This is a genomic window from Allobosea sp. 10N428 (assembly GCF_056394545.1).
Genome location: NZ_JBFTIC010000002.1, coordinates 15480 through 38257 on the forward strand (window position 1 = coordinate 15480; position 22778 = coordinate 38257).

Consider the following 22778-nt stretch of genomic DNA (forward strand, 5'->3'; position numbering starts at 1 on the left):
GGGCGAGCGAGCCGTGTTCACCGAAATCGCACAATATGTGCTGAACGGCCTGGTGCTGGGAGCGCTGATCGCGCTGCCGGCGCTCGGCCTGACGTTGATCTTCTCCGTGCAGGGGTTCGTCAACTTCAGCGTGGCCGCGCAGATGACCGTCGGCGCATATGCCGCCTGGTACGCAGGCGCCCATCTGGGGTGGTCGCCGGTCCTGATGCTGCTCTTTGCATTCATGGTCCCGGGCATCCTGGGCGTTGCGACCGACCGTCTCGCGCTCGCTCCCATTCGGCGCCAATCCGGGGCCCATACCGCCTTGATGCTGGCGGTCGTCTCGATCGCGCTCAACCTTGCGATCGAGAATGCACTCCGCTTCCTCTTTGGGAGCGATCTCAACAGCTTCGATCTTCCGATCGAACGCAACGTCCAGGTTTGGGGGCTGAGCGTCGGACCCCAGCAGCTTCGCAATCTGGTTACCGCACTCGTCATCGCCGTCGCGCTCGCGGCATTCTTCTCGCTCACCCGCTGGGGCAAGGCGATGCGGGCCGTCGCCGATAACACCGACCTCGCCAGATTGAAGGGCATCGAGCCGCGCAACCTGTCGAACCTCGCGACGTTCATCGGGATGGGGCTGGCCGGCATCGGCGGTTCCCTGCTGGCGATCGATACGAGCGTCGACCCCTCGACCGGCTCGCGGCTGATCCTCATCATCTTCGCGGCGAGCGTCCTCGGCGGATTGACCAGCCTTTATGGGGCCGTCCTGGGAGCCCTGATCATCGGTGTCGTGGGCGAGGTCGCGATGATCGCCATGCCCCCGGTCTATCAATCCCTCACGGCCTTTCTTGCCATCCTCTTCATCCTTCTGGTGAAGCCGACAGGCCTCTTCGCCGGAGCGGCAGGAGTCAGGAAATGACCTCCTATCTTCTGTTCATCGGGACCATCACGGCGATCTATGCCCTGCTCTCCCTTGGACTCGTCGTGAGCTGGGGCCAGGCGGGCATGGTCAATCTCGGCCTGGTCGGCTTCTTCGGCCTTGGCGCCTATTGTTCCGTGCTGCTGACAAAGCTGGGAGCGCCGATCGGTCTTGGCTGGGTCGCCGCCGCGGCTCTGTCGGCTGCGATCGGCGTGGGGTTCTGCCTGCTGACCCGAACGCTTCGGGGCGACTATCTCGCCATCGTTACACTCGGCTTCGGTGAGGGCCTGCGTCTCGTCGAGCTCAATGAGCGCTGGCTCACGGGCGGTAGCGACGGCATCTCGGGTATCCGGGCGCCATTCAAGGACGCCCTCGGCGAGCTCTATCCCTGGTTCTATTTCGCCTTGGCCTGGACCCTCGTCGCGTTGGTGGTCTGGGTGCTCGCCCGCGTCCTCAGCAGCCCGTTCGGCCGAGCCCTTCGTGCCGTTCGCGACGACGAGAAGGTGGCCGCCGTTGCAGGCAAGAACGTGCTGCGGCTGAAATGCCAGGCCTTCGGTATCGGCGCCGCGCTTTTCGGCCTGGCCGGGGGCCTGTATGCCCAATTCACCAGCTACATCTCGCCTGACAACTTCGTCGTGCAGCTCACCATCTATATCTTCCTCGCGGTGACGGCGGGCGGCTACAGCAGGTTGGTTGGCGCCGTCTTCGGCTCCCTCGCGGTGATGACAATTCTGGAATCCTCACGTTTTGCCGCCGAGTTCATTCCGGGCCTGAGCGCGGTGCAGATCGCCTCGCTCAGGGAGTTTGCGATCGCCGTCGCGCTGATCGTGATCATGCAGCTCCGGCCACAAGGCGTCTTCGGCCTCCGAAACGAGCGATCGGGCTCACTCAGTGCCGGTGCAGCAACACCTGCAGCAGCTATCGGCCCCGTCGAAGCGAGAATGCCATCATGACGACGCCATCGGCCGCCAACGCGCCGGGAGATGAATTCGCGGCCATGTTCGCCGCGTCGGGCATGCCCGGCTTGGCGGCGGCGACCCAGAGATCTCGTGGCCGTGAGCCCCGTCGTTATCTCAAGCTGACGGGCGCCCGCATTGTCGACGGAACCGGAGCCCCGCCCTGGGGCCCGGCGGACCTGATCGTCGAGAGCGGCCGCATCGTGGCCCTGGCCAAGACCGGCAAGGTGAAGCTGCCCGAGGAAGCTCGCGCCGAGGAGGTTCTGGAAATCGACTGCTCCGGGAAGTTCCTCACGCCGGGCTTCATCGACTGCCATGCGCATATCGGTGCTCCGTTCCATGCGAAGAATGGACCGCAGCCGTCGGCCGACTACATCTACAAGCTCTGGCTCGGCCACGGGGTCACCACCGTCCGCGAGACCGGATGCTTCAACGGGCTGTCCTGGACATTGCAGCAGAAGGCGGCGGCCGAGGAGCATAGGATCGACGCGCCTCGGATCATGGCCTACGCGCCGTTCCCGGCGACGACCGACTATGTCAAGAGCTTGCACACGCCGGAACAGGCGGCCGCCTGGGTTCGCGCCGTGAGGGCGGCCGGTGCCGACGGCGTCAAGTTCTTCGGGACGCCGCCCGCATTGATGAAGGCGGCGCTCGAAGAGTGTGCCCGGCACGACCTGCGGAGTTGCTGCCATCACGCACAGCTCGCCGTCGGCCGGATGAACCCGCTCCAGACGGCCGGTTGGGGGCTCAGCAGCACCGAACACTCCTACGGTATCCCCGAGACGCTGCTCGAAAACAGGACGCTGCAAGCCTTTCCGCCGGACTACGATTACGGCGACGAATATCTGCGCTTTTCGGCGGCGGGCCAGACCTTCATGCAGGCCGCCCGCCCAGGTTCGCCGAAGTGGGAAACGGTGCTCGGGCGCTTCCTCGACGCGCGCCACAGCTTCGTGCCGACCTTCAACGTCTACGATGCCAACCGCGACCTGATGCGCACGCGGCGGGCGGATTGGCACGAGCGCTTTACCGATCCGACGCTCTGGGCCTATTTCCAGCCCCAGCGGGGCGGGCATGGCGCCTATTGGTATCGCTGGTCGACGACGAACGAGATCGAGTGGCGGGAAACGTTCCGTCTCTGGATGCGCTTCGTCAACGACTACAAGAATCTCGGCGGGCGCATCGCCGTCGGCAGCGATTCCGGCTTCATGTTCCAGACCTACGGCTTCGGCTATGTCCGGGAGCTGGAGCTCTTGCAGGAGGCCGGGTTCACCCCGCTCGAGGTGCTGCGCTCCGCCACCGCCTCTGGTGCCGAGCTGCTGGGCATCGAGCAGGATGCCGGGACGCTCGAGATCGGAAAGCGCGCCGACATCCTGATCCACCGCAGCAATCCGCTGAACGATTTCAAGCTGCTCTACGGCACCGGCACGATGCGCCTGAACGACGCCACGAAGTCGGTCGATTGGGAGCGCAGCCTCGAGACCGTGATCAAGGGCGGCCTGCTATACGATCCGGCCGAGCTTCTCGCCGATGTCGAGGCGATGGTTTCGGCAGCCCGGCAGGGGGCGTGATGCACCGCCCTGCCCCGATGACGGACCGGCCGGAGTTCATCGTGCTGACCGGCCCTTTGGGATCCGGCAAGACGACGCTGCTCTCGGATCACCTCTTCTTCGCGGACACCTCCGACACCGGCGTCCTCGTCAACGATGCCGGCGAGGTCAATATCGATGGGGCGGTCATCGGAGCAGACCATCGAAATCTCGCTCTCGCCACGCTCGATGGCGGCTGCGTCTGCTGTTCCCTCGGCAATGATTTGCAGGAGGGGATCGACGCCTTGCTGCTGGCCCGGGCGGAGCGGCATCTGGCACCTCCTCAGCGGATCATTCTCGAAACGAGCGGCCTCGCCGAACCCGCGCCGATCATCCGTTCCCTGCGCGCGATCCGGCAAGTCGCGTTCGATGTCCGCATCATCGCCACCTTCGACGCGTCGGCCCCATTCGTCGGCGACAACTTCCTTCCGCACTATGCATCGCAGCTCGGGGCCGCGCAGACGATGGTGATGACCAAGCTGGATCGGCTTTCCCAGCCGGAATGGAACCGCTGCGCCGCCGAAGCTCAAGGCTTCAATCCCCTGGCGGCGCAGGTCCTGACGGATCAGCCTCGCGAGCGGGCGCTTTTGGCGTTCTCGGCGCATGGCGATCGATCTGTCCAAGGGACAGCTCGTTTCTCTGCGATCGCTGCCACGGCCCCGCGCATCACGGTAGCCTTCGCGGAATGGAGGCCGGATGCCTCCTGGAGCTCGATCTCCGAATGGATCGAGAATCTGGCCGGATTCTTCGGAAGCCGCCTCCTGCGGTTGAAGGGTCTCGTCAGGCCCGAGGGCCATCCGTATCCGATGCTCATCAATGGCGTCGGCGATGCGTTCTCCCCTCCCCGTCGGATGCGGGTGAAGGACGATGTCGGCCTCGGCCTGATGCTGATCCTGCGCGATGTCACAGCCGGCGATCTCTTCCAGCCCTTCTGTGGCGAGAATCAGCCGATGGTGAGGGTTCGATGACCGCTCATGACGACAGCCGGGCCTTTCTCGCCGTGCTGACGAAAGCGACGAGCGAGAAGGCTGTCTTTTCCGCTCTGGAAGAGCATTCCGCGGGCCTTCACGATCATCTGCTCTTCACCTGCCTGCGCTTCGACTACGACGACCTGGTCATGTTGCGTCTTTACTCGAACCGAGAGGACGTCAGTCCGACCGGCGGCTCGAAACCGCTGCCGAGCAGCCGCTGGGCCGACCGGCTGATCCTGGAAGGCAGAAGCTATGTCGGCCGGAGCCGGCAGGACCTCAAGGACGTCTTCTTCGACCACGAGGCGCTGTGGGCGATCGGTTGCGAGAGCGTGATGAACATCCCGGTGCGCTGGCTGGATCGAACGGTTGGCTCGATCAATATTCTCGGCAGAGCGGCGCAGTTCGAGGAAGAAACGGCATCGCGATTTTCCGTCTACGCGCAATTGGCGGTGCCCCTCTTCCTCAAGACGGTCTGACCGGGATGCGTTCATTTCCAGCCCAAACCCGTTGCGATCACCCCGATGAGGCCGGACCAGCACATCGTGCTGCATTGCCGCAGCGTCGTCTCGCTCGTCAGCGGGGGAAGTACGCCATCGGCCGGGCCAAGCAGTTGCAGCGGCTCATCAATTCGAGTTCCGCAGCGCCCTGCCCCGAGTGCACGCGAGCGGCAGATTCCGCTGTTTCACCGGTCGCATTCGGCAAGAGCTGCGGATTGCGCTTGCAGGTCTTCTCGCTGTTGCGGCGGAACACGCGGCACATTGAGGACGGGCAGGAGATACCGACCGGGGCTGCTGGCGAGACTTCATCGATCGCCCTGCCGCCGCCCTCAGGCGCCGACCATCGTTTCGTTCCCGCAAAGACAGGACAAGACCGATGAAACTCACAGACTTCAAAGCGCTCACCTTCGACTGCTATGGAACGCTGATCGACTGGGAAACGGGCATGTTCGAGGGACTCAAGCCGCTCACCAGCCGGCTCGCGACGCCCCTCACGCGCGATCAGGTGCTGGAAGCGCACGCCCGCCACGAGTCGTCGCAGCAGTTGCAGACGCCGGCGAAGACTTATCGCGACCTCCTGCCGATCGTTTACAAGCGACTGGCCGAGGAATGGGGTCTTGCCGTGACATGGGACGAGTGCGTGGCCTATGGCCACTCGGTCAAGAACTGGCCGGCATTCACCGACTCCGCCGGCGCCCTCCAGTACCTCAAGCGGCACTACAAGCTCGTGATCCTGTCTAACGTCGACAATGAGAGCTTCGCCGCGAGCAACGCGAAGCTCCAGGTCGAATTCGACGCGATTTACACGGCCGAAGATATCGGGTCCTACAAGCCGTCCGATCGCAACTTCGACTACATGCTCAAGAAGCTGGAGACGCTCGGTATCCGCAAGCACGAGGTCCTGCACACTGCCGAAAGCATGTTCCACGACCACGGACCGGCGAACAAGCACAGCCTGGCATCCTGCTGGATCTATCGCCGCTACGACCAGGATGGGTTCGGCGCGACGATGCACCCGGGCGACATGCCCAAGTATGATTTCCGCTTCAACAGCATGGCCGATCTCGCGAAGGCGCATCAGGAAGCGCTTCGCGGCTGATCACGAGGGGAGAGACGCGGGAATGGCGGGCGCACCGAGACTTGATCGCATCGACATCAACATCCTCGCGCAGCTCCAGCAGAACGCCAGGTTGACCAATGTCGACCTGGCGGACGCGGTGGGGCTATCCCCGAGTCCGTGCCTTGCCAGGCTGCGACGTCTGGAGGAAGCGGGCTATGTCGTCAGCTACAATGCCCGCATCCAGCTGTCGAAACTCGTCGACCACATAACCGTCTTCACCGAAGTGACGCTCAACGATCATCGCCGCGAGGACTTCATCAAGTTCGAGGTCGAGATCAAGCGCTATGAGGCCCTTCAGGAGTGCCATCTGGTGAGTGGGGGGTACGATTATCTTCTGAAGTTCGTGACCAAGAATGTAGCCCGTTACCAGGAACTCATGGAGGGCATCCTGGAGCGCAACATCGGCGTGGAGAAGTACTTCAGCTACATCGTGATCAAGACGATCCTCGATAAGGGGCACGTCCCGGTGAAGTACATTCTCGACCAATAGGGCCGCCAGTCCGCTGCGGATCGATTCCGACAGGCTGTCTCGCAGGGTCACCATCGCTTCGGGGAGTACAGCTCGGTGCTGCCCACGTTGCTCGCTCGTTCCTAGCCTTTCCCGCGAAACGTAACCTCAGGAAGAACGCTGCCCCCATGGATGCCATCGCTCGGGTGCTTTCCAAACTACCGCAAGATATCGTGACCGGCGACCAGGACATCATTGCCGCCTACACGACCGATTTCCGGAAGCTGTATTCCGGCAGTACCCGGGCATTGCTGCGGCCACGGGACACTGCGGAAGTCCAGGAGATCGTCCGGGCCTGCGCGAAGGAGCACGTTCCGCTCGTCCCGCAAGGCGGCAACACGAGCTACTGCACCGCGGCCACGCCAAGTCGCAGCGGCGACGAGCTCGTCGTCAGCCTCGAACGCATGAACCGGGTGCGCGACCTCGACCCCGGCAACCTTTCCGTCACGGTGGATGCAGGAATCATCCTTAGCGAGCTTCAGCGCGCCGCCGACGATGCTGGCCTGTTGCTCCCACTCTCGCTTGGCTCGCAGCAGTCCTGCCGGATCGGCGGCAACTTGTCGACGAATGCCGGCGGCGTTTCGGTTCTGCGCTACGGCATGGCCCGTGAGCTGGTTCTCGGGCTTGAAGTGGTGCTCCCCGATGGCGCGCTCTACAGCGAGCTCAGCCCGCTGCGAAAGAACAACTCGGGTTACGACGTGAAGCAGCTCTTCATCGGCGCGGAGGGAACGCTCGGCATCATCACAGGCGCTTCGCTCAAGCTTATGAGGAAACCGCAGCAGACGATCACCGCGTTCCTCGCCATCAGGCATATCGAAGATCTGGCCGGGATTCTCGATGCCGCCCAGCGCGAAACAGGCGAAGCGATCACCTCCTTCGAATATGTCTCGCAGACGTCGTTGCAGCTCCTGTTGGCGTCACGGTCTGACTTTCGTCGCCCCCTCGCGGACCCAGCCGATCACTACGTCCTGATGGAGGCATCAACGTCGTCTTCGGTGCTCAACCTCGAGGAGGCGAGCACCCAACTGCTCGCAGAATTGATGGAAAGCGGCCTCGTCACTGACGGAGCGATCGCGTCGAGCGGACAGCAGGCCGCGGACTTCTGGCAATTGCGGGAAAATATCCCGGAGGCCGAAGTCCATCACGGAGGCTCGGTCAAACATGACGTTGCCGTTCGCACGTCCCGTCTCGCGGCGTTTATTCAGGCAGCTTCGAAAATCGTGAACGAGAACCGTCCCGGGGCCATCCTCTCCGTGTACGGCCACGTCGGTGACGGTAACGTCCATTTCAACGTCGTCGCGCCCCACGGCATTTCCGCGCCTGAATTCAAGGCGGGGTTCGAGGAGCAGGTATCGCCGAAGATCTACGAACTCGCTTTCGACATGGGCGGGACCTTCAGTGCCGAATACGGAATCGGACGCGTGAAGCTCGACCTGCTCGCCCGTTTCGGGGCTGCGTCGAAGGTCGACATCATGCGCCTCGTCAAGCAGGCACTGGATCCGCAGAAACTGATGAACCCTGGAAAAGTGATACCGAATGTCGACTGAGGCCTGGTGCGGTCTCGCAGACAAGTTCGCGTTCGCACCCAGGCTTGCATCGGAGGCCGGCCGTAGATGTGGCGTGCTCTCGAGCACAATTTGGGGCGCCACCATCTCAGCGACGGCGCTCGATATACGCGCCTCAGACCCCCTGTGAAATTCCACGAGGCGCTGAAACGTCTTTTCTGGCCCCCGGTGAACGCGAAGCTCACCGGGGTAGCCTGATTGCCTTAAGCCGCCTTGGCCGCCTCCGTGCCAGCCAGCACCTCACCGAGGATGTGCATCGCCTCGTCGAGATCCGCGTCAGAAATGACGATCGGAGCGAGGAAGCGGACGATATTGCGGTGAACACCGCACTTGATCACCAGCAGGCCTCGTTCGCGTGCGCGTTCCACGACCTGATGGGCCCGGTCCGCGTCCGGCGCTTTGGTCTCGGCGTCGGTCACGAATTCGAGCGCGCGCATGAAGCCGAGACCCCGCACCACGCCGATATCGGGATGCTTCGCCTTGAGCGCATCGAGGGCAGCCGACAGCTTCCCGCCGAGAACCCCGGCGCGCTCGACGAGACCGTCCTGCTCGAAGGCGTCGAGCACAGCCAGCGCCGCGGCGCAGGCGACGGCGTTGCCGCCATAGGTTCCGCCGAGGCCTCCCGGAGTCGGCGCGTCCATGATCTCCGCCTTGCCGACGACGCCTGAGATCGGGAAGCCGCCGGCCAGACTCTTGGCGACCGTGACGAGATCCGGCTGGATGCCGGAATGCTCGAAGCCGAAGAGCTTGCCGGTCCGGCCGAAGCCCGTCTGGATCTCGTCGGCGATCAGCACGATGCCGTGGCGCTGCGTGATCTCCCGAAGCGCCTTCATGAACGCGACGGGAGCCTCGAGGAACCCGCCATCGCCCTGGACGGGTTCGATGATGATCGCAGCGACGCGATCCGGCGCGATTTCAGTGGCGAACACCTCTTCCAGGGCCGCAATCGCATCTTGCGAGGATACGCCGCGATAGCTGTCCGGGTAGGCCGTATGGTAGATTTCGCCCGCGAAGGGGCCGAAGTTCTGCTTGTAGGGCTGGGCAAAGCCGGTGAGCGTCACTCCAAGCAATGTGCGGCCGTGGAAGCCGCCGCGGAAGGAGATGATGCCCGGACGATTGGTGTAGCCGCGGGCGATCTTCACCGCATTCTCGACCGCCTCTGCCCCGGTGGTGAGGAAGACGCTCTTGTACGGGGCCCCCTTGCCGACCAGCTTGTTGAGACGTTCGGCCAGAGCGATGTAGGGCTCATAGGCCGCAACCTGGAAAGCAGTATGCGTGACGCGCTTGAGCTGCTCCTGGACGGCGGCCACGACGCGCGGATGGTTGTGCCCGACATTGATGACGCCGATGCCGCCGACGAAGTCGAGATAGCGCCGACCGGCCTTGTCCCAGAGATACCCGCCCTCCGCACGATCGATGACGATCGGATGGGCGGTCAGAATGCCGCGCGGAATGTTGTCGGCACGCGCCGCCAGAAGCTGTTCGGAAGTCCGCTGATCGACAGGCATGGGTTTTCCTTTCTGTTGGAACGAAGCGCGTCTTCGTCAGGCGAAGTCTTCCAGCGTGCCGACGATCGGCGCTCCGGCGTCGGGATCAACCACGCAGGCACGCCCTGGCGAGACATTCTCGGCGGTGATGCCAAGCGCCGCGAGGTCGGCTGGAATGGAGGTGTCCAGCGCGAAGCTCGCGGCGAGGCGCGCGGCAGCCGCGCCAGCCATCACGCCATTGCCGCCCTGCCCGGCCAGCCAGATGAAACCGGGCTGCTCCGGGTCTCGCCCGATGACCGGTTCATGATCCGGAGCAAAGGTCCGCAGGCCGCCCCATTTGTGGACGACCGCCCTCACCTCCATCGTCGTGCAGCGGTGGATCCGGTCGATCGCCATGGCGACTTCCAACTCGTCGGCCTGTGCATCGCAGGGAGCGGACGGTGCCATGTCGACGGGCGACACCATGATCCGCCCCGCTTCGGGCTTGAAATAGAAGGTCTCGGCGACGTCGAAGGTCATCGGCCAGCTTTGGATCGTGCTGCCTGCGGGCGGATCGAAGACGACGGCGGTTCTGCGGAAGGGTACGACGTTCCGAAAGGATAGGCCGGCGAGCTCGGCGATCTCCTGAACCCAGCCGCCGGCGGCATTGACCACCACCGGAGCCTCGAAGCGGCCCCGAGGGCTTGAGGCCCGCCATGTCCCACCCGCGTGCTGAAGCGACTGAACCCGCGCGTCGGGGACGAATGTCCCGCCGTTCTTCCGGAGCGCCCTCAGATAGCCCATGAGGAGAGCGTTCGTGTCGATATCCTTGCAGTCGGGCTCGTAAAGCGCCGATACGAATTCACTGTCTCGGACGACCGGACAAAACCTCAGAGCTTCCGCGGCCGTCGTCATTTCGATCGACGCGCCACGTCGGAGCATGTCGTCCGCCTGGCCTTGAAGCTGCGCCTGCTCTCCATCTCGGGCGAGGAAGAGCGCGCCGCGGGGCGTGACCAGCGGAACGTCGGTGAAGCCATCCGGAGGCGTCTCCAGAAAGGCTCGCGACGCCGTCACGAGCCTGCTCCACAAGGCCGGACCGTAATTCTCGGACATCACGGCGGCCGACCGGCCCGTCGAGTGGTAGCCGGCAGAGGCTTCCATCTCCAGCACGACGACCTTGCCGTGGCGGCTCAGCTCATAGCCGACCGAAGCACCGGCGATGCCTCCGCCAATGACGATGAAATCCGCGGTTTCCATGATTTCGGTCCCTCAGAAGACCTGCTCGCCCAGTCCGACCTCGTTGGTCGGCGACAGCAGCTTCACATTGCCGGCGGCGTCGCGCGCGCCGAGGATCAGGATTTCCGATTGGAAGCCGGCGATGTTCCGAGGCGGCATATTGATGACGCAGGACACCAGGCGGCCCACGAGCTCGTCGGCGGCATAGCTGGTGATCTGGGCGCTCGACCATTTCTTGCCGAACTCTGCGAAATCGACCTCGACCTTGTAGGAGGGATTTCGGGCACGCTCGAACGGCAATACCTGCACGATGCGGCCGATCCGAATGTCGATCTTCGAAAAATCCTCGTAGACGATCTGATCCTTGGTCATTTTCCAGCCCCGCATATTCGCCTTACAGAAAGCACTGCCTGCCTGGCTGGATCGGCAAGAAGTGAAGCCGCATTCGCGCTTTGCGATCGATCTCGATGCTCCTTTCAGCAGATCGTGCCGTGGTTCGCGAAGCATGATGCCGACAACCCGTCGGAGGTCTGGGCATGACGATCGCTACCCAGTTGAAAGATCCCTCGCTCTTCAGCGAGCTCTGCTACGTCGATGGAGAATGGGTGGGAGCGAACGACGCCTCGACCTTTGCCGTCGACAATCCCGCGAGCGGGGCGATCATCGGCAACGTTCCTCGGTGCGGAGCATCGGAGACGGAGGCTGCCATCGCGGCCGCCGAGCGCGCCTTCCACTCCTGGAAGACGCGGACCGCCGCCGACAGGGCGCACCTCCTGGAGCGCTGGTACGGCCTCATGATGGAGCACAGCGAAGATCTCGCGCGCATCATGACGCTCGAGCAGGGCAAGCCGCTGGCCGAGGCGCGCGGAGAGATCGTCTATGGCGCCTCCTTCGTGAAGTGGTTCGCCGAAGAGGCGCGTCGCGTTTACGGCGAGACCATTCCTGCCGCGACCACCGACGGCCGCATCATCGTCCAGAAGCATCCGATCGGCGTGGTCGCCGCGATCACGCCCTGGAACTTCCCGAACGCGATGATCACCCGGAAGGCCGCGCCCGCCCTTGCGGCGGGCTGCACCATTGTGATCAAGCCCGCCGAAGCCACGCCCTTCTCCGCACTCGCACTCGGCGTGCTCGCCGAGCGCGCTGGGATTCCGAAGGGGGTGATCAACATCCTGACGGGGCAGCCCGCCGAGATCGGCGGGGTCCTGACGCGCAGCCCGCTCGTGCGGAAGCTGACCTTCACCGGCTCGACCCGCGTGGGCAAGATCCTGATGGAGCAATGCGCTGCCACGGTGAAGCGCGTCGGTCTCGAACTGGGCGGAAACGCTCCGTTCGTGATCTTCGACGACGCCGATCTAGATGCCGCAATCTCGGGCGTCATGGCCAGCAAGTTCCGTAACGGTGGGCAGACCTGCGTTTGTGCCAACCGCATCTTCGTCCAGGACGGCATCTACGACGCCTTCGCGGAGAAGCTCGCAGCCGCGGCAGCCAATCTCGTCCTCGGCGACGGCCTGACGGACGGCACCACGATCGGCCCCATGATCAACCGGGCAGCCATCGACAAGATCCAGCAGCACGTCGACGATGCGACCGCGCGCGGGGCCTCGGTCGCCCTCGGTGGCAAGGTCCGTTCCGGTCTGTTCTACGAGCCGACGGTGCTGAAGGGAGCCACCGTGGAGATGAAGATCGCCAGCGAGGAGACCTTCGGCCCGGTGGCTCCGCTGTTCCGCTTCTCCGAGGAAGCCGAGGTCATTACCCAGGCGAACGACACGCCGTTCGGCTTGGCGTCATATCTCTATACCCGGAACATATCCCGAGCATTCCGGGTGGCGGAGGCCCTGGAATTCGGAATGGTCGGCATCAACGCCGGGTCGGTTTCGACAACGACCGCTCCCTTTGGCGGCATCAAGGAATCCGGTCTCGGTCGCGAAGGGTCTCACCACGGCATCGAGGAATTCCTGGAGATGAAGACGCTTCATATTGGCGGCATCTAGGACATCCGAACATGGAGCGGCGCATTCTTCCCTCCGAAATCCAGGATGCGCCGAATCTGACAGAGAAACGCCAACCTCGTGGAGGCAGTCGTTCCAGGTCTCAATCCGCAGGAGCCAACGGGATCCCGCGAAAGCATGTTAAAGTGCTTGGATCTCAATGACGTCAGGCGCAGGCTGAAATCTCTGCAGTCTGACGCAGGCCACTGGCAGCCCAGCTTCCTCGATCATCAGCCGCCCGAGGCCAACCTTGTCGTCTGGCGCCTGCCGGTGCCAGCTTTCCAGCCGATCAACATGCGCCGTGATACCGATCGCCTCAGCCATTTGCTCAGCGTCGCGCCTGACTGCCGAGCTGGGCAGAACGACGCGAAGAATGAGCAAATGCCTCGATAGATCAAAAGATGCGTCATCGGAGCTGGGCACACCTTTGAGAACCTCGGAGTAAAGCGCTTCCCAAAACTCCTCGGCGCCTGGGAGAGCGAGCTCGAACGGAACCATCGTCAAATGCTCGAGGTCGTTGTCGAGCGCCGCGACCTGATGCCGTTGCCTTACCGGCAACGCTTCGGTGGAAGCGAACTGCCAAACCCGATCGACCAGGTAGCGTTCCAGGTGACGCAATTCATGGGCTTCAATTCGATGGTCGAGGTCGCCACTGACTACGACATGAGCGGTCCGGGAGTTGGGATCGACCTTGGCAAAGGAGCGGTTCCAGAGATCGAAGAACCCCGCTTCGCTGGGCATGGGGCGACGTATTCTGACGAGGTAGCCTGATTGCTCCTCGATATCTTTTGCGAGAATTCGGGCTTCTTGGCTCACTCGAAGACTGGAATCGATCCGCATCCGTTATCCCTGTCGCGCTCCCCACCGCACCGGAGGCATTGATAGGGCCGAAGCAACAGATGGTCGAGCCGGCCAGCGTGTGCCCTCTATCGCCTCGATCCGAGCCAGCGCCTAATCAGCGACCGATGGGCGTTGGCCACCAGCCCAATCGCTCGCACACTTTTTGGACACGCTCCCCGCTCCCGCGCGGCAATGCGGCGATCCGCTTCACGATTCATATGGCCCCGTGCCGTTCAAGTTGGCTGCGGGCGCGGTCCGCGTTTGGAGCGTTGTCCGCTAGCTCGGCCTCAGGTTCGGCGTTGCATGCCCGATGGCCGCCGTCAGCTCGGCATCGGTCATCCTCTTGATGCGCTTGCCGATCCCGCGTTCCGCGGAGCGCTTCGCCTCCATCCTGGCCAGGCGTCGTTCCAGCTTCTGGCTCATCCGGCAGTCGGCGAGGAACTCACATAAGCCTCCATCGCCGACGAGATGGCGGCCGGGATGCCGAGGCCGGCGAGAACGACAACGGGGCGCTGCAACTCATCAGAAGGTGTCAGCACCATAGCCATATCCTCCAAAGGCATCCTCTTCCGCATCGGCGGTGAGCACCACGCGACCGGATACCCGCACCGCAAAGCTCGGCTATTTCTCGAATGCGGGGTCGATCGGGACGCGATAGCCATTGACCAACCGGTTCGTCTCGTTCGCCATGCCGACGACGGCGAGGAGCTCGTGGTACTGCTCCGGCGTCATTCCTGCCTTGGCCGCCGCAGCACTATGGCTCGCGATGCAGTAGCCGCAGTTATTGGTCACGCTGACCGCGACATAGATCATTTCCTTGACGAGCGGGTCGAGCGCGCCCGGCGCCATCACCTCGCGGACGCTGTCCCAGGTCCGCCGCAGGGTCTTCTCGTCATTGGCAAGGTATTTCCAGAAATTGTTGACGTCGCCGAGTTTCCGAGCGGTCTTTATTTCGTCGTAGACGGCTTTGACTGCATCGCTGGCTTCGCTGTACTCGATCGCTCTGGGGCGAGGCATCGGCTTTCTCCTCGGGCTGTGTCTGAAATGTCGGGCGTCGGTCAAGCGGCGGCGACGACCATGATCTCCACCAGAATATCGGGGTAGGCCATGTCGCCGGTAACGCAGGCGCGCGCCGGCGCATGATCGGGATCGACCCAACCGTCCCAGACCTCGTTCATGGCCTTGTAGTCGTCCATCGACTTCAGCCAGACGATGCTCGACAGCACCTTCGTACGGTCGCTGCCGCAACGTGCGAGCATGTCGTCGACCTTCGCGAGCGCCTGTGTGGTCTGTCCGGCTACGGAGAGGGAACGGTCATCCGCGACCTGCCCTGCCAGGTAGACCGTTCCGTTGTGCACGACGGCGCGGCTGCGGCGCCCATTCGAATCGGCTCTCGTGATCGGCATGGAAATCTCCGCGCAGGTTGCGTCGTTACGAACGGTTGACGATCAGGGGAGGATCGAAAGCGGTCACGGGCGGCAGTTCGCCTTCGTAGCGCTCGATCTCGACGAGACAGGATTGTGCACTCGGCCCCTGGCCTAGACGCGACGTGCCCAGATCATGCGTCAGGACATTGGGATTGCCGTGCTTTTCGAGGGCCCCGGCCTTGCCGGGCATCACCGGGTCGTACCAGGCACCGGTGGCGAGCTGCAGGACGCCGGGGCGAACCGCGTCGCACAGGACGGCCGCCGCAAGGCAGGCGCCGCGCTCGTTGAAAAGGCGGACGATGTCGCCGCCGCCGATCCGCCGCGTCGCAGCATCGGCTGGATGAATCCGGACGGGCTCACGGCCGCGTATCTTGGCAGCCCGGGAATGCACCCCCTGGTCGTACTGGCTGTGGAGCTTGGTCTTGGGCTGATTCGAGATCAGATGCAGGGGGAACTGCCTCGCCTTGGAGGCCCGGAGCCATTCCCTGGGTTCGAGCCAGGCGGGATGGCCGGGGCAATCGTCGTAGCCGAAGGAAGCGATCCGGTCAGACCAGATCTCGATCCTGCCGGAGGGCGTCGGTAAAGCGTTCCCGACCGGGTCCCGCCGGAATTCCTCGAACAGGGTCGGCTGCTGCTCCGGCTCGGGAAAGAGCAGCGCTCCCTCCTCCCAGAAGGTCTCGAAATCCGGCGGATTGAAACCCAGAGCTGAGAGGCGTTCCTGTGCTTTCTCGTAGAGGGAACGGAGCCATTCCTCCTCGCCCCGCCCCTCGGTGAAGACCGCCGCCGCGTCGAGTTCGGCAGCCAGCGCGCCAAAGATGTCGTAATCGTTCCGCGCTTGCCCAAAGGGGGCACTGACCCGATGCGAAGCGGCAATGAGCCGGTCGCGGCTGGAACAGACGATGTCATTGCGCTCCAGCTGGGTGGTCACCGGCAGCACGATGTCGGCATGGCGTGCGAGCGGGTTCCACCAGCTCTCATGGACGATCGTCACTTCCGGCCGCTTCCATGCTTCGAGGAACCGGTTGAGGTTCTGATGGTGATGGAACGGGTTGCCGCCGGCCCAGTAGACGAGGCGGATATCGGGGTAGCTCCGGTCTTGCCCGTTGAACTGATAGCTGCCGCCCGGCTTCAGCAGCAGGTCGGATATCCGCGCCACAGGGATGTAGTCGTTGACTGCATTGATCCCCTGCCCGAATGACGGCCAGGACAGGTCGAGTGTCGGGTTGCCGATGCCGTTGACCGAGCCGTAGCCGATGCCGAAACCGCCACCGGGCAGACCGATCTGGCCCAGCATCGCGGCCAGTGTGATCGCCATCCAGCAGGGCTGCTCGCCATGATCCGCCCGCTGCACGGCCCAGGCCAGCATGATCATGGTCCGCTGCGCCGCCATCTTGCGTGCGAGCCCCCTGATGGCCTCCGCCTCGATCCCGCAGATCGCGGCCGCCCACTCCGCCGTCTTCGCGATGCCGTCACTCTCGCCCGCGAGATAGGGCAGGAACCTGTCGAAGCCGGTGGTGCAGTGCGCAAGGAAAGCCTTGTCGTGCAACCCTTCGCTCCACAGCGTGTGAGCGAGACCCAACATCAGCGCCGTATCGGTGTTGGGCGCGATCGGAAGCCAGTTGGCGCCGAAGCGCTCCTCGACATCGTCCCGGATCGGCGTGACCGATATGAGCTCGCCCCCGGCTGCCCTGAAAGTCTCGAGGCTTTCGGCCAGGATATGACGGCCTATCCCGCCGGAACTCACCTGGGAATTCTTAAGCGGCAGGCCGCCGAACATCACCAGCAACCGGGCGTGGCGGACAATAACGGGCCATGAGGTATGCTCGGTGACGAGCCCGCGGCGGTCGCCGACGACATGCGGCACGATCGCGTCGGCGGCGGCGTAGCTGTAGTTGCCGACGGAGCGCGTATAGCCGCCGATAGCATTCAGGAATCGATGGATCTGGCTCTGCGCATGATGGAAGCGCCCCGCGCTCGCCCAGCCATAGGAGCCGCCGAAGATGGAGCGGTTGCCATGCTCCCTGCGAACCCGGTCGAGCTCGCCGGCCGCGATGGCGATGGCTTCGGACCAGTCCACGGCGACGAAAGGCTCGGCGCCGCGGCCGGCCCCCGTCGCCCGAAAGCCCTTCTCGAGGAATGAGGCGCGGATCATCGGGCGTTCGATCCGGGTCGGATCGTCCAACGCTCCGATCATTGACCGGGCAATGGGAGACGGCGCCGGATCCTGCTCGAAGCCCTCGAGCTCGGCGGGACGCCCCTCGGACATCCGCACTCGATAGGTGCCCCAATGCGTGGCGACGGTCGGTCGTGCGGGTGTCTTCAACATCATCGTCGCCCGGGCTTTGGAGGTCGGCGTTTGGTCAGGCGGACCTCGCCAGATCGGCGGGCTTCGCCTCGGCCCGATCGACGGCGTCAGGCGAAACCATGCGCCAGGCGAAGCCGAGATGCTCCGAGACCAATCGAGCCAACAGGGGGCCATCCCGGTCGAGGAAAGCCTGGGCAATAGGCTCATGCTCGTTGAAGGCTTTCGCCCAGTTCTCCGCCTGCAGGACGCCGAGATAACGCGTGCGATAGAGGCGAAGGTTGAGCTGCGCGTGCATCTCGATCAGCACGGGATTGTGGGAGGCCGCAGCAATCGCGAGATGGAAGGCCTGATTGGCATCAAAATAGGCGTAGCGGTCGCTGACGCGGTAAGCCTCCGCCATGGTCTCCAGATGCCGACGGATTGCCTCGTCATCCTGCTGCGTCGCCTGGTCGCAAGCGAGTTCGGCGGCGAAGACGTCAAGGCGAACGTAGACCTGCAGGAGATGGCGGATCTCGTCGTCCGACAGTGCCACTACAACGGCGCCGCGGTTCGGGATAATCTCGATCAGCCCTTGCGTCGCCAGGATCTGCAGGGCCTCGCGCAACGGGGTTCGCGAGATCCCGAACTGGTCGGTGAGCGCCTTCTCCCGGATCCATTCGCCCGGCTTGATGTTGTCATGGATGATCTCAGACCGGATGTGATCTGAGATCTGCTGGGTTAGCGATTTGGGCGCCACGATCGCCGCGGCCCGCCGGGCCCCGACCGCCGTTACAGCACCTCCCGGCATCGCCGGCTTGTTCATGCCCGTCTCCTCATTGAGTCGCTTTCCACATTGCGAATGTGGGTGCGACGCAAATTTGATGTTGTAAACCTACACACCTTGCGTATTGTCGACAACATGAAATCGACAATTGCCTCGTGATGGAGTCGATGGCCGCATCCTCGTTCCTCAGCCGAAGGACAGTGGCGGAGCCAATTTCGTCGGCCTCGGACTCGGGCCGGCGCGATAGGCGGCTCGATCGGCGTCCTCTTGCACCGCATATCGAACCCCGCATGCGATGCAGCGGCCGGGACATAGCGGCGGTCGTTCCCAGGATTCAACTTGCCGGTGTTGGCATGCCGCCCATCGGGACAGCCACCCTCTCGCTAAACTTTTCCTACCCCAGCTCTGATGAGCGTATCACTTTTCTGAAAGCGCCCGGACACAACGTATTCATAGATTATTCTACCACAAACAGTTGGGAATTCAGTAATTCAATCCCTCGCGGAAGCAGAGAATCGAGCGTAAATGGATTTGTCCGCCTCGAAAAACAAATTTGACCTGTTTGAAGAACAGTCTCCAATTTCGACGCAGGCATAGATGACCATCGAAGACCATTTCTCCACCTGACTCCAAGAAAAAGGGGAATGTCATGCCGGATCACTCGTTCGTTCGTAATGGAATTTCGCGGCGCGGCCTTCTCAGCGGTGGCGCCGGCCTCATCGCCGCGCCGTTCATCATCCGTCCGGCTTACGCCGCGGAGCGCATCACCGTGGCCGATCCGGGCGGCGTCTACGTCACCGGCTTTACGCCCGCCTTCTATGCGCCCTTCCGCAAGACCGGCGCCGAGCTTGTCAACGTCTCCCGCGACTCCGAGCCGACCAGCCAGGTAAAGGCGCAGGTCGACGCCAAGTCCTATGTCTGGGACGTCGTCTCGATCACCCTGTCATCGCGCAAGCTGCTCTCGGATGCCGGGCTGCTCGAGCCATTGCAGTTCTCGGGAACGGATTACGACGAGCTTCTCCCTCTGGCGAAGCAGCCAGACTGGCTGGGCACCAACGTCTATGGCAGCGTGCTGGGCTACCGCACCGACAGCATGAAGGCCCGTCCGACGAACTGGGCTGATTTCTACGACGTCGCCAAGTTCCCAGGACGCCGCGCCCTGCCGAAGAGCCCGATCCATACGCTCGAAGGCGCCCTGCTTGCTGACGGCGTCGACCCGAAGAAGCTCTACCCCCTCGATGTCGACCGGGCCTTCAAAAAGCTCGACACGATCAAGCCGCATATCGCGGTTTGGTGGACGAGCTTCACCCAGACGACGCAGCTCCTGCAGAGCGGCGAGGTCGATTTCCTGCCTTCCAGCAATGCGCGAATCCAGGCGGCGATCGACAACGGCGCGCCGGTCGAGATCATCTGGGATGGCGGGCTCTACGGCATGGAAGGCTGGGCGATCCCGAAGGGCTGCCCGCGCGCGGAACTCGCCAAGAAGTTCATCGCCTCCTGCGCCAATGGCGAACGGCAGGCGCTCTATACCAAGGCGCTGGCCTATGGCCCGACCAACCAGACCGCGTTCAAGTTCATCGACCCCGCCCGCGCCAAGCAATTGCCGACGGAGCCGGCCAACTTCAGCAAGCTGATCCCGAGCAACGACGAATGGTGGGGCGCGAACAAGGACAAGATGTTCGAGCGCTTCAACGCCTGGCTACTCCGTAGCTGAGGCACTGGCCCGATGTCGGAGAAGCTGCGAACCGAGCAGGTCACCAAGCGCTACAGCGAAGTCGTGGCGCTGCAACCGACGACACTCTCGATGCGCGACGGGGAGTTCCTGACGCTGCTCGGGCCGTCCGGCTCGGGCAAGACCACGCTCCTGTCCCTGATCGCCGGGCTGACCGAGCCGACGGGCGGCGACATCTGGATCGACGGGCGACGCGTCACCGACGAGCCCTCAGCGAAGCGGGGATTGGGCATGGTCTTCCAGAACTATGCCCTGTTCCCGCATCTCTCGATCTACGAGAACATCGCCTTCCCCTTGCGCATGCGCCGGATGGGCGCAGCCGAGATCGACGCGGCGGTGCGCCGCGTGCTCGACCTCATCCATCTCCCCCATGTCGCCGAGCGCCTGCCGCGCGAGTTGTCCGGCGGCCAGCAGCAGCGGATCGCGCTGGCCCGCTGCATCGTCTACGAGCCCTCGATCATCCTGATGGACGAGCCGCTCGGCGCCCTCGACAAGAACCTGCGCGAGCACATGCAGACCGAGATCAAGCGGCTGCATGTCGAGCTCGGTATCACGATTCTCTACGTCACCCATGATCAGGAGGAGGCGCTGTCGATGTCCGACCGCATCTGCCTGATGAACAATGCGCGGGTCGAGCAGATCGGCACCCCGGCGGAGCTGTATTTCAAACCGGCCTCGATTTTCGCAGCCGGGTTCGTCGGCGAATCCAACATCGCCCCGGCGAAGGTGCTGTCGACCGGGGCCGAGACCCTGCTCGGTTGTGCCGACGGCTCGACGATCAGGGTGGCGGCCGATGCCGGCCACCGCACCGATGAAGACGTCAACTGGATGGTGCGGCCGGAACGACTGAAACTCATCCGCGACGGCGAGGCGCATGAGAACATCCGGCGCGGCCAATTGCTCGATGCCATCTTCGTCGGCGGCTTCACCAAGATCAATGTCCGGCTGGACGACGGCACCACCCTCCTCGCAAAGGAGCTGACATCCGGGCGGCCGCTGCCGGAGCGCGGGCAGAACGTGACGCTCGGCTGGTCGGCCGCCGACGCCATCGTGCTGCCGCCGGGCGCGTGACATGACGGCCATGTCCACGCGCGATTACGAACCTGCCCCGAGGGCCGAGCCCGCGATATCAGCCCTTCAGCCGCGGCTGCGTCGCGCAAGGCCGCTCCTGCCGCTGGTACCGCTCCTCGCCTTCCTGGCGATCTTCTTCTTTTTCCCGGTCGCGCAGATCCTGTCGCTGTCGCTGTTCGATCGGAGCGGAGCCGCCACCTCCGCCAACTTCGCCAAGGCCTTCTCCGACCCGCTCTATTTCGACGTCCTGCTGATCACCTTCAAGATCGCCGGCTGGACCACGGTGATCTCGGTCGTCGGCGGCTTCCCGGTCGCCTACTACCTCGCAAACGCCGCGCCCCAGAGCCGCAACGCGCTGATCATCTGGGTCCTGCTGCCGTTCTGGACCAGCTTCCTGGTGCGGACCTTCGCCTGGATGATCCTTCTGGGGCGGAACGGTGCGGTCAACCAGCTCCTGCTGGCACTTGGCATCGTCGACGCGCCCGCTTCGCTGATCTTCAATCTCACGGGAACGCTGATCGGCATGTCGCATGCGATGCTGCCGCTCGCGGTCATGACGATGTTGCCGGTGATGCAGACGATCGACGGCAACCTGTCGCGGGCGGCCGAGACGCTCGGCGCCGGACGCGCCCAGATCTTCTGGCGCATCTACATCCCGCAATGCATGCCCGGCATCAGCGCGGCAGCGATGATGGTCTTTATCAGCTCTCTCGGCTTCTTCATCACGCCTGCCCTGCTCGGGGGGGCGCGCGAGACCATGCTGACGCAGGTGATCATCACCCAGATTCAGGAGCTGCTGAACTGGCCGGCGGCCAGCACGCTCTCGGTCCTGCTGCTCGCGGCCTCGATCGTGGTCTTCGTCGCCTATGACCGGGTCATCGGGCTGTCGAGCCTGGCCGGTGGCTCCTCGGACCGCTCGGCGCGGACGGTCTCGGCCTGGTCGCGCATCCTCGACGTGATCGGCCGGGCGATCGTCAATGGGCTGGGAAGCCTCTGCGCCGGAATCGGCGCGGTGTTCGCCGGACTGCTGCCCGCGCGCGCCTTCCGCGGGCTCGGCCGGGGCAGCAGCCTCGCGCTGTTCCTCATCGTCGTCGCCTTTCTGCTGATCCCGACGCTCTTCGTAATTCCGGCCTCCTTCACGCCGGGCAACACGGTCCAGGCCAATCCGAACGGGTTCTCGCTGCGCTGGTACGAAGCGGTCTTCGCCTCCTCCGACTGGACCAGCGCGGCCTGGAATTCTCTGATCGTCGGTCTGGCTTCGGGCGCGGTGGCGCTGGTGCTGGGCACGATGGCGGCCTTCGCGATGGCCTGGAATCGCTTTCCCGGCAAAACCGCTGCGCTCGCCGTGATCCTGTCGCCATTGATCGTGCCGCGTATCGTGATCGCGGTCGCCCTGTTCTTCCTCTATTCGAAGCTGGAGCTGGTCGGGACGGTGACGGGGCTCGTTATCGCGCATGCCGTGCTCGCCGTCCCCTATGTCGTCATCACCGTCATGGCGGTGCTCGCGACCTATGACCGGCGGCTCGACCAAGCGGCGGCGGTGATGGGCGCAAGCCGGTGGCAGACGCTGCGCCGGATCACCTTGCCGATCATCAAGCCGGGCCTGCTCTCGGCCTTCCTCTTCGCCTTCGTCACCTCCTTCGACGAATTGACGGTGGCGCTGTTCATCACCGGCGGCTCATTCAACACGCTGCCGCGCCAAATGTGGTCGGACCTGCTGCTCCAGATCAATCCGACCCTGGCAGCCGTCGCGACCCTGCTGCTGGTGCTGATGACTGGTCTCCTGTTCCTCAACGAGCGTTTCCGGCGTTCAGCCGGCCGCAACTGACGCCCGCGTGGCGCG

21 protein-coding genes are annotated in these 22778 nt (G+C 63.9%); 12 read left to right on the top strand and 9 right to left on the bottom strand.

Annotated elements, in window-relative coordinates:
- The first annotated feature begins 13 nt into the window (after positions 1 to 13).
- From AC1DDA_RS06565 to AC1DDA_RS06600, 8 genes are all read left to right on the top strand, one after another.
- Positions 14 to 901, top strand: coding sequence for a branched-chain amino acid ABC transporter permease (locus AC1DDA_RS06565; protein WP_476778273.1), 888 nt, complete (start codon positions 14 to 16; stop codon positions 899 to 901).
- Entirely contained in the window at positions 898 to 1854 is a 957-nt protein-coding gene (locus AC1DDA_RS06570) for a branched-chain amino acid ABC transporter permease (protein WP_476795145.1), read from the top strand. The genes AC1DDA_RS06565 and AC1DDA_RS06570 overlap by 4 nt, the downstream gene beginning before the upstream one ends.
- Complete coding sequence (locus tag AC1DDA_RS06575) at positions 1851 to 3425, top strand: amidohydrolase family protein (RefSeq protein ID WP_476795146.1); 1575 nt, start codon at positions 1851 to 1853, stop codon at positions 3423 to 3425. The genes AC1DDA_RS06570 and AC1DDA_RS06575 overlap by 4 nt, the downstream gene beginning before the upstream one ends.
- On the top strand, positions 3425 to 4411 hold the full coding sequence (locus AC1DDA_RS06580) for a CobW family GTP-binding protein (RefSeq protein ID WP_476795147.1): 987 nt from the start codon (positions 3425 to 3427) through the stop codon (positions 4409 to 4411). Before AC1DDA_RS06575 ends, AC1DDA_RS06580 begins: the two co-directional genes overlap by 1 nt.
- Positions 4408 to 4890, top strand: a complete 483-nt coding sequence (locus AC1DDA_RS06585) for a GAF domain-containing protein (RefSeq protein ID WP_476795148.1) — start codon at positions 4408 to 4410, stop codon at positions 4888 to 4890. The genes AC1DDA_RS06580 and AC1DDA_RS06585 overlap by 4 nt, the downstream gene beginning before the upstream one ends.
- 397 nt (positions 4891 to 5287) lie before the next feature.
- Entirely contained in the window at positions 5288 to 6010 is a 723-nt protein-coding gene (locus AC1DDA_RS06590) for a haloacid dehalogenase type II (protein WP_476795149.1), read from the top strand.
- A 22-nt stretch (positions 6011 to 6032) separates the two neighbouring features.
- Positions 6033 to 6521, top strand: coding sequence for an Lrp/AsnC family transcriptional regulator (locus AC1DDA_RS06595; RefSeq protein WP_441513362.1), 489 nt, complete (start codon positions 6033 to 6035; stop codon positions 6519 to 6521).
- Positions 6522 to 6667: 146 nt separating this feature from the next.
- The gene (locus tag AC1DDA_RS06600; protein WP_476795150.1) at positions 6668 to 8086 is read left to right on the top strand and encodes an FAD-binding oxidoreductase; all 1419 of its coding nucleotides are present in this window, start codon (positions 6668 to 6670) and stop codon (positions 8084 to 8086) included.
- Between the two features lie 221 nt (positions 8087 to 8307).
- Here the strand turns inward: AC1DDA_RS06600 and gabT are convergent, their stop codons facing one another.
- The 3 genes from gabT to AC1DDA_RS06615 are packed head-to-tail and all read right to left on the bottom strand — an operon-like array spanning position 8308 to position 11178.
- Positions 8308 to 9612, bottom strand: a complete 1305-nt coding sequence (gabT, locus tag AC1DDA_RS06605) for a 4-aminobutyrate--2-oxoglutarate transaminase (protein WP_476795151.1) — start codon at positions 9610 to 9612, stop codon at positions 8308 to 8310.
- 36 nt (positions 9613 to 9648) lie between these two features.
- Positions 9649 to 10827, bottom strand: coding sequence for an NAD(P)/FAD-dependent oxidoreductase (locus tag AC1DDA_RS06610; RefSeq protein WP_476795152.1), 1179 nt, complete (start codon positions 10825 to 10827; stop codon positions 9649 to 9651).
- A 12-nt stretch (positions 10828 to 10839) separates the two neighbouring features.
- Positions 10840 to 11178 carry a tRNA-binding protein gene (locus AC1DDA_RS06615; RefSeq protein ID WP_441513367.1) on the bottom strand — a complete coding sequence of 113 codons (339 nt, stop codon included), beginning with the start codon at positions 11176 to 11178 and terminating at the stop codon, positions 10840 to 10842.
- 164 nt (positions 11179 to 11342) lie between these two features.
- Between AC1DDA_RS06615 and AC1DDA_RS06620 the strand changes: the two genes are divergently transcribed.
- Entirely contained in the window at positions 11343 to 12800 is a 1458-nt protein-coding gene (locus AC1DDA_RS06620; protein ID WP_476795153.1) for an NAD-dependent succinate-semialdehyde dehydrogenase, read from the top strand.
- Between the two features lie 138 nt (positions 12801 to 12938).
- On the opposite strand, the gene AC1DDA_RS06625 is transcribed toward AC1DDA_RS06620, so the two are convergent.
- The 6 genes from AC1DDA_RS06625 to AC1DDA_RS06650 all read right to left on the bottom strand — a co-directional run bounded on the left by AC1DDA_RS06625 (position 12939) and on the right by AC1DDA_RS06650 (position 18171).
- Positions 12939 to 13637, bottom strand: a complete 699-nt coding sequence (locus AC1DDA_RS06625; RefSeq protein ID WP_476795154.1) for a hypothetical protein — start codon at positions 13635 to 13637, stop codon at positions 12939 to 12941.
- 419 nt (positions 13638 to 14056) lie between these two features.
- The gene (locus AC1DDA_RS06630) at positions 14057 to 14179 is read right to left on the bottom strand and encodes a hypothetical protein (protein ID WP_476795155.1); all 123 of its coding nucleotides are present in this window, start codon (positions 14177 to 14179) and stop codon (positions 14057 to 14059) included.
- A gap of 79 nt (positions 14180 to 14258) precedes the next feature.
- A complete protein-coding gene (locus tag AC1DDA_RS06635; protein WP_476795156.1) occupies positions 14259 to 14654 on the bottom strand; it encodes a carboxymuconolactone decarboxylase family protein in 396 nt (131 codons plus the stop codon).
- 41 nt (positions 14655 to 14695) lie between these two features.
- Positions 14696 to 15043 (bottom strand): RidA family protein, encoded by a 348-nt coding sequence (locus AC1DDA_RS06640; protein WP_476795157.1) that lies wholly within the window; start codon positions 15041 to 15043, stop codon positions 14696 to 14698.
- Between the two features lie 25 nt (positions 15044 to 15068).
- Positions 15069 to 17390, bottom strand: a complete 2322-nt coding sequence (locus tag AC1DDA_RS06645; RefSeq protein ID WP_476795158.1) for a molybdopterin-dependent oxidoreductase — start codon at positions 17388 to 17390, stop codon at positions 15069 to 15071.
- A 34-nt stretch (positions 17391 to 17424) separates the two neighbouring features.
- Complete coding sequence (locus AC1DDA_RS06650; RefSeq protein WP_476795159.1) at positions 17425 to 18171, bottom strand: GntR family transcriptional regulator; 747 nt, start codon at positions 18169 to 18171, stop codon at positions 17425 to 17427.
- Positions 18172 to 18781: 610 nt separating this feature from the next.
- On the opposite strand from AC1DDA_RS06650, the gene AC1DDA_RS06655 reads away from it, so the two are divergent.
- The 3 genes from AC1DDA_RS06655 to AC1DDA_RS06665 are packed head-to-tail and all read left to right on the top strand — an operon-like array spanning position 18782 to position 22763.
- Complete coding sequence (locus AC1DDA_RS06655) at positions 18782 to 19846, top strand: ABC transporter substrate-binding protein (protein WP_476795160.1); 1065 nt, start codon at positions 18782 to 18784, stop codon at positions 19844 to 19846.
- Positions 19847 to 19858: 12 nt separating this feature from the next.
- A complete protein-coding gene (locus AC1DDA_RS06660) occupies positions 19859 to 20935 on the top strand; it encodes an ABC transporter ATP-binding protein (RefSeq protein ID WP_476795161.1) in 1077 nt (358 codons plus the stop codon).
- A gap of 1 nt (position 20936) precedes the next feature.
- Complete coding sequence (locus tag AC1DDA_RS06665) at positions 20937 to 22763, top strand: ABC transporter permease subunit (RefSeq protein WP_476795162.1); 1827 nt, start codon at positions 20937 to 20939, stop codon at positions 22761 to 22763.
- Positions 22764 to 22778 lie beyond the last annotated feature (15 nt).